Here is a 15659-nt window from a genome sequence, read left to right as displayed (position 1 = left end):
CAAGCGCTAAATCGAACGTTCCCATCCCGCATAAATAGATTTCACGCCTTTGGTCGATTGTTGCTGGACGCGGAGGCTTTTTGCGGGCATTTTCCGCGCCAATGTTGGACAAGAGGCTCATTGCTCGCCTTACGCGACTTACGCGCCCTTAGGCGCGAACATGCGGTTGCCGCAGGCGGCACCATGCGCCTAAGGGCCCTTCCAAAGCTAAAGAGTCGAAACCTAAACCGGGCAAAGTCGGCGTAGCCTGACCGCCGCTTTCCGCTGAACGACGAAATGCAGACCCATGATGCTGAGCGATCCTTCCCGCAAATACCGCCCCTTCCCGCAGGTCGACCTGCCGGACCGGCAATGGCCGAGCCGCACGATCACGCACGCGCCGCGCTGGCTCTCCACCGACATGCGCGACGGCAATCAGGCGCTGATCGACCCGATGGACACCGAGAAGAAGACCCGCTTCTTCGAGATGCTCTGCCGCATCGGCCTCAAGGAAATCGAGGTCGGCTTCCCCGCAGCGGGTGCCACCGAATTCGATTTCATCTCCGGCCTCGTGCAGTCCGGCCGCATTCCGGACGATGTGATCGTCCAGGTGCTCACGCAGGCCCGGCGCGATCTCATCGAGCGCAGCTTCGAGAGCCTGCGCGGCGCACCCAGGGCGATCGTGCACGTCTATAATGCCGTCTCGCCGGCCTGGCGTCGCATCGTGTTCGGCATGGACCGGCCGCAAATCAAGCAGATCGCGATCGACGCGGCCAAGATCATCCGCGACGAGGCAGCGAAGCAGCCGAACACCGACTGGCACTTCGAATATAGCCCCGAGACTTTTTCGACCGCCGAGCTCGATTTCAGCGTCGAGTGCTGCGAAGCGGTGATGGACATTCTCCAGCCGACGCCGGAGAAGCCGATCATCTTCAATCTGCCGGCGACGGTCGAGGCAGCGACCCCCAATATCTACGCCGACCAGATCGAATGGTTCGGCCGCCATATCCGCAACCGCGACTCGGTGGTCATCTCGCTCCATACGCATAACGACCGCGGCACCGGCGTCGCGGCGTCGGAACTCGGCCTGATGGCTGGTGGCGACCGCGTCGAGGGCTGCCTGTTCGGCAATGGCGAGCGCACCGGCAACGTCGACCTGGTGACGCTGGGCCTCAATCTCTACACGCAGGGCGTGGCGCCGGGCCTCGACTTCTCGAACCTGGAAGAGATCGTCCAGACCGTCACCTACTGCAACCAGCTCCCCGTCCACCCACGCCACCCTTATGCGGGCGAACTGGTGTTCACGGCCTTCTCCGGCAGCCATCAGGACGCGATCAAGAAGGGCTTCGCCGCGCAGGAATCGCGCAACGACGAACTCTGGGACGTGCCCTATCTGCCGATCGACCCAGCCGACATCGGCTGCTCCTACGAGGCGGTGATCCGCGTCAATTCGCAGTCCGGCAAGGGAGGCGTCGCCTGGGTGCTGCAGCAGGACAAGGGCCTCAAGCTCCCCAAGCGCATGCAGGCGGATTTCTCCAAGGTCGTCCAGGAGCTGGCCGACGCGAGCAGCCGCGAGTTGCACGCCAGCGATATCTGGGATGCGTTCGAAGGCCATTACTGCCTGAGCGATGGCCAGTCCTACAAACTGGTCGATTATTTCGAAAGCGGTCCGGCGGGCAATCGCGTCTTCACCGGCAAGATCTCGCACAATGGTGAAGAGCGCAGCATTTCCGGGCGCGGCAACGGCCTCATCTCCAGCGTCCTCCATGCGCTGCGGGAGGAGCTGGGCATCGGCATCGACGTGATCGACTATAGCGAGCATGCCATCGGCATTGGCGGCGATGTCCGCGCCGCCGCCTATGTCGAGTGCAAGACGGACGATGGGCGCACGATCTTCGGCGTCGGTCTTGATGAGGACATCGCGACCGCCTCAGTGCAAGCGGTGCTCTCGGTGGCCAATGGGCTGGAGCGCAGGAACACGACGGCGGCGAAGGCGGCCTAGTTCTTTAAAGCCTCTCCCCTTCAAGGGAGGGCGCAACAGGTCGGTCATGCCCCCGGCATGACCTAAACAGCGCGGGGCGCTGTTTACCGGATGCGAGGTGGGTGTCGCGACGTTGCAACCCCCACCCCAACCCCTCCCCTGAAGGGGAGGGGGCGAGAGAAGTTCACCCGCCAAACTGAACGCCGATCCAGAAGGTCTGCGGCGTTCCCAGATCCACGCTGGTGCCGACCTTGCGCGTCAGCACCGTCACGTCGAACAGATTCTCGACGCGGCCGACCAGCGCCACCTTCTTGCCCAGCGGCACGCGCGCATAGCCGTCCACGGTCGTCGCGCCCGGCATCTTGTCGATCTGCAAGTCATCCTCATATTGCGGCCCGACATAGCGCGCCGTGATCGCGAGCCGCGAATCGGCCGGCCCGTGCCAACCCAAGGTCGCGCTGGCGCTGTGGCGGGGACTTTGCGCCGGCTGCTTGCCATCGAGCTGCGCTCCTGCCCCACTCGCCTCGACCTTGCTGTCGTTGGACGCATAGGAGCCGGACAGTTCGAAGTGGCCGAGGTCGACCGACCCGGAAAGTTCGACGCCCTTGGCGAGGATCGCGTCGACATTGCGGCGCTGGCGCAGATTGGTACCGATCGTGACGTTGGCGATGGCATCGCCGAGCCGGTTGTAGAAAGCGGTCGCTGAGAAATGGACACCGGGCAGCGGAGTCAGGTCGACGCCCGCTTCCGCGCCTTTGAGCCGCTCCGGCGCCAGATTGCCATTGGCCTGCGTCATCACCGGGAAGACCTGAAAGCCGCGATACAGCTCGTTGATCGTCGGCAGGCGAAAGCTGGTATAGCCCGCCGCACGCAGGGCGATCGCGTCCGAGGCATGCCAGAGCAGGCCGCCGCGGAAGCTGGTCTCCCAGCCGTCGCGCTTGGGGAAGACCGTGTTCGAGGTGATCGCGTTGGTCGTGCCGTTGCGCTCGGTGAAGCGGCCGTGGGTGATGGTCCAGTAATCGGCCCGCGCTCCGCCGGTCAGGACGATGGACCCCAGACTCCAGTCATCCTCGACATAGAGCCCGCTCACCACCTGCCGCCCGGTCGCGTCGCGTCGCGCCGTGGTGGCGCCCGTGGTCGCGTTGAGCGCATCCTCGTACATGTCCGCCGTCGCGAAGCGGCTGTCGACGCCGATGCGCAACAGATGGTCGCCGCCCACCGGCGGGCGCAGCTCGATCTTGCCGCCAAGCCCGGTCGAGGGCGTGTTGCGCTGGTTGAGCGTGGGTTTGAAGCTGGTCGCGCTGATCACGACATTGTTGAAATTGCGCAGCTGGACATAGGCCAGCGCCTCGACCTTCCAGTCGCCGCGCGAGAGGAAGCGCAGGCTGGCATCCTGTCCTTCCTGGCCATTGTCGGCGCCGGCGAAGCGCAAGGTGCGCTCGTCCTGGAACAAGGCGACGCGCGTCTGGATCTCGCCCGCATCGCCCACTGGCGCGACACCCTGCAGCGTCGTCGACCAGCTCTTGTAGCGCGCCCGCACGTCTGCCGGGCCGCGCTGCGCGGTCGGCGTGGTCCAGAAGCCATCACCGCGCGCGAAGCTGCCCGAGAGCGAGACATAACCCGCGCCGAGATCAGGTGAGACCGAGCCGTTCAACTGAACGGCATTGTCCGAGCCATAGAAGGCGCTGGCGCTGAATGGCGGCAACTGGGCGCGATCCGCCGTGAACAGCTCGATCGTGCCCGCCACCGTGCCCGATCCGAACGCCCCTGCCCCACCGCCGCGCGTGATCCGCGCCGCGCCGATCGTGTCGAGCGGGAGGGTGCTGAACGGGATCGAGCCGAAGAAGGGATCGGCGAGCGGCACGCCATCGAGCAGCACGAGCGCGCGGCTCGTCGCATTGCCGCCGAGCGCGCGCAGGGTGACCCCCTGCGACGAGGGATTGGCCGAGCGGCTGTCCGACCGGCGGAACTGCTGGAAGCCCGCGACATCGTCGAGCGCATTCTCGACCGTGCCCGACGCATCCTCGCTCAGCCGGTCCTTCCGGATCGTCACCGAGCCATAGGCCGGCGTGCCCGGCGGCAGCTCCAGCCCCCGGCCCAGCACGATGATGTCGCCGGGCTGCGCGGCCTCCTGCGCATGCAACGGTGGCGTTGCGAGGACGGCGGCGCCGAGCAGGAGGGCGATGTGGGGCGAGCGGCCGAGGATCAGGCCAGGGGAGCGCGGGGTCATGCCCGGCCCATGCCGCAAGGGTTGCGGATTGGCAACGGTCGCGGTGTTAACCGCTTATCCTTTTGACATGCCATCTGGTTTAACCGATGATTGATCAAAGGGTGATGGAGATGGATCAGGTAAACCTAGAAGGGCTTTCGTCGGTTCTCGACCTTGCGGAGGTCGATCGGGAGCGGCGCGTTGATACCTGGATGGGTGCCGCCACCACCATCTTCCCCGGCCTGGCGCTCAAGGGCCTCGCGCCCAATCCCAGCATCGGATCGATCCAGCACAGCCGCATGGGGCCGGGCTCGCTCTTCGCCATCGCCTCGGCGCCGATCGAGGTCAGCTATGTGCCGCGCGGCGTGGCGGAAGCCAGCCAGTTTCTCACCCTGATGCTGCAGGCCGAGGGCACGACCATCGCCCACCAGCGCCAGCGCAATTGCGAACTCAATCGCGGCGACATCTGCTTCATCGACGAGCGCCATCCGTTCCGCCTCGTCGGCGTGGATTGCAGCCAGCTCCTGCTGCTGCGCATGCCGCGCACACTGGTGATGAGCCGCTTCCCCGAGATGGAGCATCTCGTCGCCACGCTGATGCCGGGGCGCGATCCGGGCACCAGCCTGCTGGCCCACACGCTCCTGCAACTCCTCCATGTCGCCAATGACCTGCGCGAGGCGCAGCAGCATGCGGCGATGAATGCCATCGTCCATCTGCTCGGCGCGACCTCCGGCCTCGCGGTCGAGTTGGAGAACATGCCCTGGCGCGTGCAGAAGGCGCTCGACTATATCGAGCTCAACCTGCCGATTCCCGGCCTAACTGCGGAGCAGGTCGCCCAGGCCCAGCATATCAGCCGGCGCCGGCTCGACCAGCTGATGCGTGATGCGCTCGGCCTGTCGATCACCGGTCATATCTGGAGCCGCCGCCTGCAGCGCGCCGCCGACGACCTGCGCGACCAGCGCTGGGCCGGCGCCTCCATCTCGCAGGTCGCCTTCGCCAACGGCTTCGAGGATCCCGCTCACTTCGCTCGCGCGTTCAAGCGCCGCTTCGAGGCGACGCCGGGCCAATGGCGCGCGATGGCGCGTACGCTGACGCATTGAGCCCCTCCTCCCCCCTCCCGCTTGCGGGAGGGGGACCAAGGTCATTTCCCGTGACTCAGGGTCCACACATAGGCCGCGACCGCCTGCACATCGGCGTCGCTCAGATCCGCGCCACCCTTGGCCGGCATACCGCTCGGATATTGCTTGGGCGTCGTCACGCCCTCGCCGATCACATGCGCGATCGAGACGACCGAGCCGTCCGCCCACAGCCATTTCTCGCCGGTGAGCGCCGGGCCGATCGTCGAGCCCTTGCCATTCTCGCCATGGCAGCCCTGGCAAGTGCCGCCCCGCTCCAGTCCGCTATAGATGCGGCTGCCGAGCGCGACCTGATCGGCGGTGAAGCCCGGCGGCAGCGGGGTCGGTCCGGTGGCCGCCGCGGCCTGCTCGTAGATGACCGCCTTGGCATCGGTCAGCGCGGCGTTGGCCGGGCCCTTGTAACTGATCTTCCAGATCCGGCCCGCAACGTCATCAGAGACATAGAGCGCGCCGTCCGGCCCGACGGCAATGCCGGTCGGACGATGCGTCGCGCCGCCCGTCGCCTTGCCCGGTCCGGTGACGCCGTCCGCGAACAGGATCGCCGGCGCGCTCGCCTTGCCGTTGACGAGCGGCTGGAACGTGACGCGGAAGCCCTCCTGCGGCAGCGGCGCGCGGTTCCATGATCCGTGGAACGAGATGAAGACACCGCCCTTATAGGCTGACGGGAACTGGCCACCGGCATAATAAGCCAGGCCCGTCGGCGCGAAATGCGCCCCGAAGGCTGCGACCGGCGGCTTGGCCGAGGCGCAGCGGCCGATGCTCGTGCCGCCGTCGCCGCCATATTCGGGCGCCAGCACCAGCTTCTTCTGCAAGCCGTCATAATAGCAATAAGGCCAGCCGAAATTGTCGCCCTTGTTGACCTGGAGCAGCTCCTCAGCTGGCAGTTCGGCACCCTGCCGATTGTCGTAGAGCGCGGGCCAGCTCTGCGCCAGCTGATCGCGGCCATGCTGCACGGCGAACAGCCGCCCGGCGCTGTCGAAGGTCAGCCCGCCGGTGTTACGGATGCCAGATGCATAGCGCTCCTTCGCCGAGAAATGCTGGCCCGCCTTGGTCGCGCTGTACATCCAGATGCCTGCGCGCGTTTCCAGCTCCTCGCACGGGTCCTTGCCCAGCGATCCGGGCTGGCGATTGGCCTTCTCGCAGACGTTGGAGGGCGAACCGCTGTTGATGAAGAGATTGCCGGCCTTGTCGATAAGGATCGGCTTCATCATGTGATCGCCGCTCATCGGCAGTCCGTCGAGGATGACAGTGGGTGTGCCACTCGGCACGCGCTCGCCCGGCTTCAGCGTGTAGCGCACGATCTTGTCGTCGACCTCGGCATAAAGGCCGTCCTTCCAGATCGTGATGCCGGTGCCGCCGCCCATCCCGTCCGCGCGCGGCAGGGAGCCGAAGCGATCGACCTGCTCCGCCTTGCCGTCGCCATCCTTGTCGCGCAGGGCGACAAGAAAGCCACCGGCCGCCGGAGGCGTGCGGAAATACTGGCTCATCCAGGTGTTGACGTAGAGCGTGCCATCCGCCGCCACGACCATCTGACGCGCATGGCCGACATTGTCGGCGAAGATCGTCGCGCAGAAGCCCGGCGGCAGGCTGAGGCCGCCATCATTGCTGCAGGTCGCATTGTCTGCGGCCTTCGCGGTGCCGCCCGCGAACGGCTGGGCGACCATGAGCGCGGTGCCGGCCAGGACGGCGGCGCCACCGAGAGCGAGCAGGGAGACGGGCTTGGCCATGATCTGTCCTTCCGGGGGGTCAGGGATGCACTTGCAGGGAGGCCGGCACCGCGGCCGGTTCCAGCTTGAATGGGGGCGGCGTCCGGCCACGTTTGGCAGGGTCGAAGAAATAGCCGAACTCGGCCTGCACGTACCAGATCGCGCCCTCATAGAGATCGGCGCCGGTCGGCCCCGAGAGCCCGTCCTTCACCACCGCTACCTGCGCCTTGTCGCCCGAGACGGTGACGATCGTCACCCTGCCCTTTGATTCCGCCTGGACGAACCGCATGCCGCCGATCGCGCGCAGCCCGTCGGGCGTGGCGAGCGGCTGCGAGGGCTGCAGCACGGTGGTCTTGCCTGCCGAGCCGTCGGGGCGGATCTCCACCCGCGCTATCACATTGGTCTGCCAGTTGTTGACGTAGAGCTGCCCGTCGCCGCCCAGCGCGATCCCGTCCAGGCCGATGCCCTTGTCGTTCGCATAGGCGACATCATGATGCCAGTCCTCCAGCATTCCCGCGCCCTTGCGCAGGCGCAGAATATGCGAGTTGTTGGTGTCAGTGACGTAGAGCGTCCCGTCGGGCGCGACCGCCATGTCGTTGCACATCGGATTGGCGCCCGGCAGCGCGAAGCTGAAGCGCCCCTTGCCGGTCCTGAGATCGAAACCCTTGAGGGTGCTTTGCGGGTCAGCACCCGCGATCCTGGCGCTCATCGGCGTACCGGGATTGCTGCACGCCCATAGGATGCGGTTCACGCTGTCGACGAACACGCCGAAGGTGGATCCCGTGCCGAAATCGCCCGGCTTCACGAATTGATCGACCTTGCCGCTGGCGAGCGACACGCGCAGCACCCCGCCCCGCATCCCGCCAACATAGGCAAAGCCACCGGGCGCGATGCTGACGCTTTCCGGATGGAGCCGCGCGCCCGGCAGGCTGATCGCGGCCGGCTCCCTGGCGAACGCGATCGACGCCTGAAAAAGGAAAACGACGCCTGCTGCCGCTCTTGCCGATCGCCGCAACGCCCGTCTCCCGCCGATACCTATCTTGCTACGAATCTATAAGAGCGCGGCGTCCGCCTGTCCATCGCGGCGCGATGCGGCGCCCGCGTCAGTGGCCCGCGTACGGAATGGCCGGCGAGAGCGCGAACGGTGGCGGCGTCTGCGTCTTCTTCACCGGATCGAACAGATAGGGGAAGTTGGCGCCGGTATACCAATAGACGCCGTCATGAACGTCGACCGTGGTCGGCGATGCCAGCCCTTCGGCCACCGTCTCGATCTGCGCCGTGTCGCCGTCGATCGTGACCACCGCAACCTTGCCGCCGCGCCCTTCCGCCTGGACGAAGCGCAGGCCACCCAGCGCGCGCAGGCCGTCCGGCCCGTTGATTGGTGCGGAAAGCGCCAGCGCGGTGGCTTTGCCCGGCGTGCCGTCCGACTGGATCGTCACGCGGGCCATCGTGTTGCCCTGGACGTTGTTGACGTAAAGATTGCCATCGGCGCCGACCGCGATGCCGTCCAGCCCGCTGCCCTTGTCAGTGCCCAGCACCGGGTCATGATACCAGTCCTCCAGCGTGGCACCGCCCTTCTTCCAGCGCAGGATGTGCGAGGTCGAGGTCTCCGCCACATAGAGCGTGCCATCCCTGGCGACGGCCATGTCGTTGCAGAGCGGCGAGGCACTGACTGCGGGCAGCGGCAGGCTGAGCTTGCCGACGCCGGTCTTGAGATCAAAGGCATGCAACACGGAGCCGGGCTGCGCGCCTTCGATGGTGATGCCGCGCGCGCTCTGATCGTTGCTGCAGACCCAGAGCAGGCCGTTGACCGTGTCGGCGAGCACGCCGAAGGTCGAGGAGCTGCCGGCCGCGCCCGGCTTGATGAACGGCGCGGCCTTGCCCGTCTTCATCGATATGCGGACCACGCCGCCCTTCAGGCTGCCGGCATGGGCAAAACCGTTGGCGATGCTGATGCTCTCGGGATGCTGGCGATCGGGCAATTTGATCGCGCTCGGCGCCTTGGCAATGGCGGGCGTCGCCAGCAGGAGGAAACCCAGAGTCGTTACCGCTCGTGCCGATCGCCGCATTGCCATCACTCCCTTGTCCGTGGCGACGGAGATATATCAGCCCGGCTACAGCTTCAGGAAGTCGTTTCTTGCGCCAGCGCCCGCTTCTCGTAGCTGCGAGCGAGAAAGGCGCAGACGATGAGCTGGATCTGGTGGAAGATCATCAGCGGCAGCACGATCGCGCCGACCGTGGCGGCGGGGAACAGCACGCTCGCCATCGGCACGCCGGTGATCAGCGATTTCTTCGATCCGCAGAAGACCAAAGCCGTCTCGTCGCCATGCGACAGATGCGCGAAACGCGAGACGCCGGTCAGCGTCACCATCACCAGCCCGAGCAGGGCAATGCAGACGAGGACCAGCACCGCGAGATCGGCGGCCGAGACGCTCTGCCAGAGGCCATCAATCACGGCCTTGCCGAACGCCGCATAGACCATGATCAGCACCGAACTGCGATCGACCATGCCGAGCTTGGGCTTGTTGCGCTTGATCCAGCCGCCGATTCGGCTGTGCAGCATCATGCCGAGGCCGAACGGCAGCAGGATCGTGCCGACGATCGACCAGATCGCGTCAATCGAGATCGCGCTCTGGCTGGAGAGCAGCAGGCCGGTCAGCATCGGCGTCAGCACGATGCCGAACAGGTTGGAGGCCGAGGCAGCGCAGATCGCCGCCGGCACATTGCCCCGCGCGATCGAGGTAAAGGCGATCGAAGACTGCACCGTCGAGGGCAGGCAGCAGAGGAAGAGCAGGCCGGTATAGAGCGCCGGGTCGATCGCGCGGCCGCTCAGCGGCGCCAGCGCGAGGCCGATGATCGGGAACAGGATGTAGGTCGCGGCGAGCACCATCAGGTGAAGCTTCCACTGCCCGAGCGCCTGCACGACCGCCTCGGTCGACAGGTTGGCGCCGTGCAGGAAGAAGAGCAGGATGATCGAGATGCGGCCGATGATATCGACCAGCGGCACGAAAACGCCCCGTGCCGGCAGGATGGTTGCGAGCAGCACGGTGCCGATCAGCATCAGCGTGAATTTGTCCAGTCTCGGCCAGGCGAAGCGGCGTGGTGATGTGGCCATTGACAACCCCCTGCCGTTCGGTTCGAGCGGCTGTCGAGCGAAGCCGAGACGGCTGTCGAGAATTCTTCCCGACACCGGTTCTCGACTTCGCTCGAACCTCAATTCGAAACGAACGGGAATTTCAGTCTCAAAGCGCCCGCGTGGGCATGCTGATCGTGCGCCACATGTGCGCGGACGGGCTGTGGTCGAACCCAAGCCCCTCCTCCGGCTGCCGGAAGTTCCGCGCGATGATATCCTCGAACTCCTCCAGCTCGACCCGCACACTGGGATCGAAGGCATAATAGTCGTTCAGGCAGATCAGCCGCCCCGTCATATAATATTTGTGATCCTTGAACAGCTTGTAGGCCTCGTGGACGTAGGGCTCCGGCGTGAAGTCCGGGCCGAAATATTTGATGTAAGCTTCGGGATATGTGTACCCGACGGATTCGTCAGGGAAGAAGCGCAGGATCTGGTGCGCGCGGATCGCCCAGCTCACTTCCTCGTCGACATAGGGCTCGACCAGCGCCGCGCCCCAATAGCCATGATCGCCGTTGATGAAGCCGGTGACGCTGATGTCGTGCAGCAAGCAGGCGAGCACCACTTTCTCGTCATGCCCCGCGTCGCGCGCCAGCTTGGCGCTTTGCAGGACATGCTGCGTGTTGCCGAAGCGCATGCGGAAAAAATCCTGCAGGGTCGGCTTTTCCGGCATCGCGGGGATGCGCGGGTCCGGCCCCATCAGGAACCTTTTGCCGGCCGCGAGGGCGTCGAAGAGGTCATGCCGGGGGCTGGCGGGGTCATATTCGCCAGAAACGTAGATTGCCGAGCGAATGGGCTGGATCTGCGCAACCTTGCGCTCCAGCTCCACAGCCATGTCATGTTCGAGCGCGTCGGCGCGCTCCGATAAGGAAGCCATGATGCTCTCCTGATTTGGTCATTGGCTGACCCTAGCTGCCACGGCGCCGCGACGCCAGCGCAGCGTCCGGTCGCGCGCGTTTCATGGCGCCGATCTGGGATTTCGCGCCGTAATTTCAATGCGTGGCGACGCAACTCATGAACGCGGAGAGCTCCCTGCCGGTCGTGCGCAGGCCCTGCGGGAGCGCAGAAAGGTCGGCTTCAGGGCGGCGGCACCCGCTTGCGCGGATAGAAAAGGCGCCCGGAATTGCTCCCGGGCGCCCGGTCATGAGCCGGTCGTCGGCAATCAGGCGAAATAGACCGCCTTGGTCTCGGTGTAATTCTCCAGCCCCTCGATGCCGCCGTCGCGGCCAAGGCCGGACTGCTTGAAGCCGCCGAAAGGCATGTGGATGTCGACGATCATGCCGTTGATCGTGACCGAGCCGGCGCGATATTCGCGCGCGACCGCGAAGCCGCGATCCTGATCCTGCGTATAGATCGCGCCGTGCAGACCGTAGATCGTGTCATTGGCCTTGGCGATCATGTCCGCCTCATTGTCATAATCGACGAACGAGACGACGGGGCCGAAAATCTCCTCCTTGAAGATGGTCATGCTCGGGTCGACGTCTGTGAAGACGGTCGGCTCGACGAAGAAGCCGCGGTTGAGATCGGCCGGGCGACCGCCGCCCAGTGCGAGCTTGGCGCCCTCGGTCTTGCCCTTCTCGATATAGCCCAGCACGCGGTCGAGCTGACGCTCCATGGCGAGCGGACCCATGCCACTGTCGGCGGCGAAGGGATCGCCCACCTTCACCTTGGAAACGGCGTTGGTATAGGCGTCGATCATCTCGGCCTTGCGGCTCTTGGGCACCAGCACGCGGGTCAGCGAGAAGCAGACCTGGCCGGTGATCGGCATGGAATAAGGCACGAGGCTCTTGAGGACATGCTCCATGTCCGCATCCTCGAGGATCATCGCCGCCGACTTGCCGCCCAGCTCCAGCGACACGCGCGCCAGCCGCTCGGACGCAACGCCGGCGATATGCTTACCCGCAGCGGTCGAGCCGGTGAAGCTGATCTTGTCGATGCCGGGATGGCGGATGAGATGATCGCCCACCTCGCGACCCGCTGGCAGCATGTTGAACACGCCCTTGGGCAGGCCCGCTTCGGCAATGGCCTCGGCGAGAATATGCGCGTCGATCGGCGTCTCGGGCGAGGGCTTGCAGACGAAGGTGCAGCCTGCCGCGAGACCGGCCGCGACCTTGTAGACCAGCAACACGAGCGGCGCGTTCCACGGCGTGATCGCCGCCACGACACCGGCCGGCTCCTTGACCACGGCCACCCTGTTCCCGCCCATCGAACCGATGCGCTCGTCCACGAACTTGTAGGTGTCGCACAGCTCGCCATAATATTTGAACAGGCCGGGTACCTGATAGCTGGCCTTGCCGGTGAAGCCGATTACGGCGCCGACCTGGCCGGTCCAGGCTTCGGCCAGTTCGGGCATGCGGGCCATCAAGATCTCGGAGACCTTCTTCAGATAGACGCCACGCTCGGCTGGCGCCATGCGCGGCCAGGGCCCCTTGTCGAATGCCTCGCGGGCGGCGGCGACGGCCGCGTCGACATCGGCCGTGGTCGGCTCGAAATAAGTGAGGACAGTCTCTTCGTTGTGCGGGGTCACCACGCTCAGCTCGTTGGAGCCGCTGCTCTTGCGCCACGCGCCATTGATGAAGAGCTGATCGACACCGCGATCCTTGATGCCTTTGAGCGTCTTGCTGAACTGTTCCATCCCAAATCTCCTAAGAACGAGTCGCCTTTGCGTACCGGTTGCAACTGGCAATTCAATCGCGTCGGCGCAAGGGCGGACTGGCGGATTTCCGGCTGAGGCAGGCCATGTGGCGACAATATCCGGTTGTCATGACGACGCCTGCGGCGCGGTTCGTGCGCGAGCCGGCGTTCGACCGGCCGATCGAGTGAGCGCGCCGGGATCGCCGGCGGTCAATCCTTCGCTGGCATCGCGAAGAAACTGTCGACTGTCTCGCGGCGGAAATTCTCGAAGTCCGCACGCGCCTGCGGGACCGGCAGTTCAGTGATGAACGCGTCCTCGATCGTGCGGTGGCGCGCCTTCACCTCGTCGAGGAACTCGGTGTGAGTGAGGATGTGAAAGCGATTCTCTCGGATCGCATCCATGACCAGCCGGCCCATGTCCATCGGGTCGACCGCGACGCGCATTGCCGCCCAGAGATTCTTGGTGAAGTTGCCGATCTCGCCCGGAGGGGCGCCGCTGTCATCCTCGGGAATGTCGATGAGCTGGGTGCGCACTGCGCCAGGATAGAGGCAGGAGACGCCGATTCCATGCGGCGCCAGATCCATGCGCAACGCCTCGGTAAAGCCGCGCACCGCATATTTGCTGGCCGAATAGGCGCCCATATGGGGGAGCGGCACCATACCGGCCATGGATGATGTGTTGACGATGTGCCCGCCCTCGCCCTGCCCCATGATGATGGGTGCAATGATCTTGACGCCGTTGACGACGCCGCCGAGGTTGATTGATATCACCCGGTCCCATTCCTCGAAATCCGCATCGACGGTCGTGCCGCCACCCCCTACGCCGGCATTGTTACACAGCACATGGATCTTGCCGAAAACATCCAGCGTCTCCTGCGCCGCGGCGCGCAGGCTCTCGCGATCGGAGACGTCGACCTTGGCGAGATGGGTGGCATTATTGCCCTTCAGTATCTCGCGGGCCTGATCGAGATGCGCCTCGTTATAGTCGGCGATGACGACCTTCATGCCCTCGGCCAGGAAATTGCGCGCCATGCCAAGACCGATGCCGCTGGCCCCGCCGGTGACGAACGCAACCTTGCCTGCGAAATTCTTCATGGGCTTTCCTCTCCTGTAAGACACGGTCTCGATGCCATCGCCGCTCTCGACCCTATGGCTAACCGAGCGCTCCCACTCCGCCAAGCCCCGAAGGCCGTTGGCGGACCATAGATTTCGCTTTCGTGCACCTCGCGAAATTCTGCGCGAAGTCGGATGCGGCGTCGCCCAGACGCTCGCGTCGCCGATCCAGTTATCGATCCATCCGAGCGGGATCGATCGCGGCCTTCGGTTCAGTCCGCCTTGCGACGCCAGACCATGCGGAAGCGGCCTTTGCCCGTCTCTTCCTTAAGCGCGAGGCGATAATGGGCGGCGAGTTCGCGATCGACGACCGCATTGCTGCCCAGATTGCGCATCGACCAGAGCGGCCAGTCCGTAACCACCGCATCCGGCCGGGAGGCCATGATCCGCTCGACTTCCTTGACCGGATCGATGCCGAGACTGCCGGCCTCGACCACGCTGTTCAGATGCCCCGGGAACAGGAAGCGGCCGGGGAGGCAGGAGCGCGTCTCCGAATAGAGCGCGGGGAAGCCGTCCAGCACGAAGATGCAGTGCGGCGCCGGGCCGATCGCGGCGACGAGATGATCCATCGTGTCCCTGTCCCCCTTTGACCAGATGAAGAAGCCAATCAGCACCTGCCCGACAACCGCAGCCAGCACGGTAATCCCGATTGCGAAGCGGCGCATCTGCGCAAGCGCCGGGCTCGCCAAGATCGCGAGCGAGGGCACCAGCGGGATAAAATAATGCGGCGAGAAGCTGCGCATCGGGACCATCGCGAGAAACGCGATCAGCGCCCACAGCGCGACGAAGCGTTGCGCCAGTCCGTGCGCGCGGCGCCAGCCGAACCATGCCGCGACCAGCAGCAACAGAATCGTCGCAACACCGCCGGCCATCTCACCGAGCAGATCGTCGAGCGGCATGGGCGCGCGCAGGAAGACGGAGGTGATGTTGGCGAACAGCCAGATCTGCCCTTGCCCCGCCACGGCATAGCTGCCCCAGGCAAGCGCGGTCGGCAGCAGCGCGAGGCTCGCCCAGAGGACGGCGAGCACGGCAAGGCGCATCAGTCCGAAGCCGGCTCGCGAGCCCAGCCACAGCAAGGTCAGTCCGAAAAAGAGACCTTCAAGCAGGACGGTATATTTGATCTGCAGCGCCACGCCGATGAGCAGCATGGCGAGCGCCCCGTCGCGGCCGAGCCGGGAGGGCGCCGCGCCGCCGTCGACATGACGCAGGACGAGCAGCGCGGCCGCACAGGTGGGCAAGGTCGTAAAGACGGAGGCTTGCCCCCCCTCGCCCTGCAGCAGGTTCAGCCAGAGGATATACAGAGCAGCCGCCACCAGCGGCCCGCGCCAATCAGGACACAGCCGCTGCGCCATGAGGAAGACCAGCCAAGCGGTGCCGGCGACAAACAGCAGCGCCACGAGCTGGTAGGCCAGCGCATGCTCGCCCCCGGTCAGAGCGGCGAACGCGTAGATCAAAAACAGCCCGATTGGCTTGCGATCCCAGATGTCGACGAAGGGCACTGTGCCGTCGAGCATGCGCTCGCCGATCAGCCGATAGAACTGCTCGTCAAATTCGATGACCGGATTGCCGAACGTCTGCGCGCGCGCCAGCGTGGCAATCAGCAACAGGATCAGCGGAAGGCGCAAGCCTCCCAGCCAGGCAGGCCCCTTCGAAGCGGGCGCAGGCGCAGTCGCGATCATCCTCCGCTCATGAAGAGGAGTGCGCGGCGACTCAAGGGTCGTTATTGGGACGTGATCGTGCCCCTGCCGTCGTCGGAGCGAAAAAATCTATT

At 65.4% G+C, this 15659-nt stretch carries 11 protein-coding genes; 2 read left to right on the top strand and 9 right to left on the bottom strand.

Features of this window, described 5'->3' with window-relative positions; genetic code table 11:
* Positions 1 to 286: 286 nt before the first annotated feature.
* Positions 287 to 1981: a 2-isopropylmalate synthase gene (gene leuA / locus KK488_RS08200; protein ID WP_214622681.1), complete on the top strand. Its 1695-nt coding sequence runs from the start codon at positions 287 to 289 to the stop codon at positions 1979 to 1981.
* A gap of 163 nt (positions 1982 to 2144) precedes the next feature.
* Here leuA and KK488_RS08195 read toward each other — a convergent pair whose 3' ends face one another.
* A complete protein-coding gene (locus KK488_RS08195) occupies positions 2145 to 4190 on the bottom strand; it encodes a TonB-dependent receptor (protein ID WP_214622680.1) in 2046 nt (681 codons plus the stop codon).
* Positions 4191 to 4276: 86 nt separating this feature from the next.
* Here KK488_RS08195 and KK488_RS08190 point away from each other — a divergent pair, with 86 nt between their 5' ends.
* Positions 4277 to 5269, top strand: a complete 993-nt coding sequence (locus KK488_RS08190; protein ID WP_214622679.1) for a helix-turn-helix domain-containing protein — start codon at positions 4277 to 4279, stop codon at positions 5267 to 5269.
* Between the two features lie 41 nt (positions 5270 to 5310).
* Here KK488_RS08190 and KK488_RS08185 read toward each other — a convergent pair whose 3' ends face one another.
* The 8 genes from KK488_RS08185 to KK488_RS08150 form a co-directional block, all read right to left on the bottom strand.
* Complete coding sequence (locus tag KK488_RS08185; protein ID WP_214622678.1) at positions 5311 to 7032, bottom strand: PQQ-dependent sugar dehydrogenase; 1722 nt, start codon at positions 7030 to 7032, stop codon at positions 5311 to 5313.
* Between the two features lie 19 nt (positions 7033 to 7051).
* Positions 7052 to 8026, bottom strand: coding sequence for an SMP-30/gluconolactonase/LRE family protein (locus KK488_RS08180; RefSeq protein WP_214622677.1), 975 nt, complete (start codon positions 8024 to 8026; stop codon positions 7052 to 7054).
* Between the two features lie 88 nt (positions 8027 to 8114).
* Positions 8115 to 9080 (bottom strand): NHL repeat-containing protein, encoded by a 966-nt coding sequence (locus tag KK488_RS08175; protein ID WP_214622676.1) that lies wholly within the window; start codon positions 9078 to 9080, stop codon positions 8115 to 8117.
* Between the two features lie 53 nt (positions 9081 to 9133).
* Positions 9134 to 10126 carry a bile acid:sodium symporter family protein gene (locus KK488_RS08170; protein ID WP_214622675.1) on the bottom strand — a complete coding sequence of 331 codons (993 nt, stop codon included), beginning with the start codon at positions 10124 to 10126 and terminating at the stop codon, positions 9134 to 9136.
* A gap of 127 nt (positions 10127 to 10253) precedes the next feature.
* Complete coding sequence (locus KK488_RS08165; protein WP_214622674.1) at positions 10254 to 11018, bottom strand: HD domain-containing protein; 765 nt, start codon at positions 11016 to 11018, stop codon at positions 10254 to 10256.
* A 285-nt stretch (positions 11019 to 11303) separates the two neighbouring features.
* Positions 11304 to 12776: an aldehyde dehydrogenase gene (locus KK488_RS08160; protein WP_214622673.1), complete on the bottom strand. Its 1473-nt coding sequence runs from the start codon at positions 12774 to 12776 to the stop codon at positions 11304 to 11306.
* A 209-nt stretch (positions 12777 to 12985) separates the two neighbouring features.
* Positions 12986 to 13870 (bottom strand): SDR family NAD(P)-dependent oxidoreductase, encoded by an 885-nt coding sequence (locus KK488_RS08155; protein WP_214622672.1) that lies wholly within the window; start codon positions 13868 to 13870, stop codon positions 12986 to 12988.
* 230 nt (positions 13871 to 14100) lie between these two features.
* Entirely contained in the window at positions 14101 to 15567 is a 1467-nt protein-coding gene (locus tag KK488_RS08150; protein WP_214622671.1) for an ArnT family glycosyltransferase, read from the bottom strand.
* Between the last annotated feature and the right edge of the window lie 92 nt (positions 15568 to 15659).

Origin of the sequence: Sphingobium nicotianae, from assembly GCF_018603885.1 — a bacterium.
Lineage (GTDB): Bacteria > Pseudomonadota > Alphaproteobacteria > Sphingomonadales > Sphingomonadaceae > Sphingobium > Sphingobium nicotianae.
This window is presented reverse-complemented; position numbering and strand designations above follow the sequence as displayed.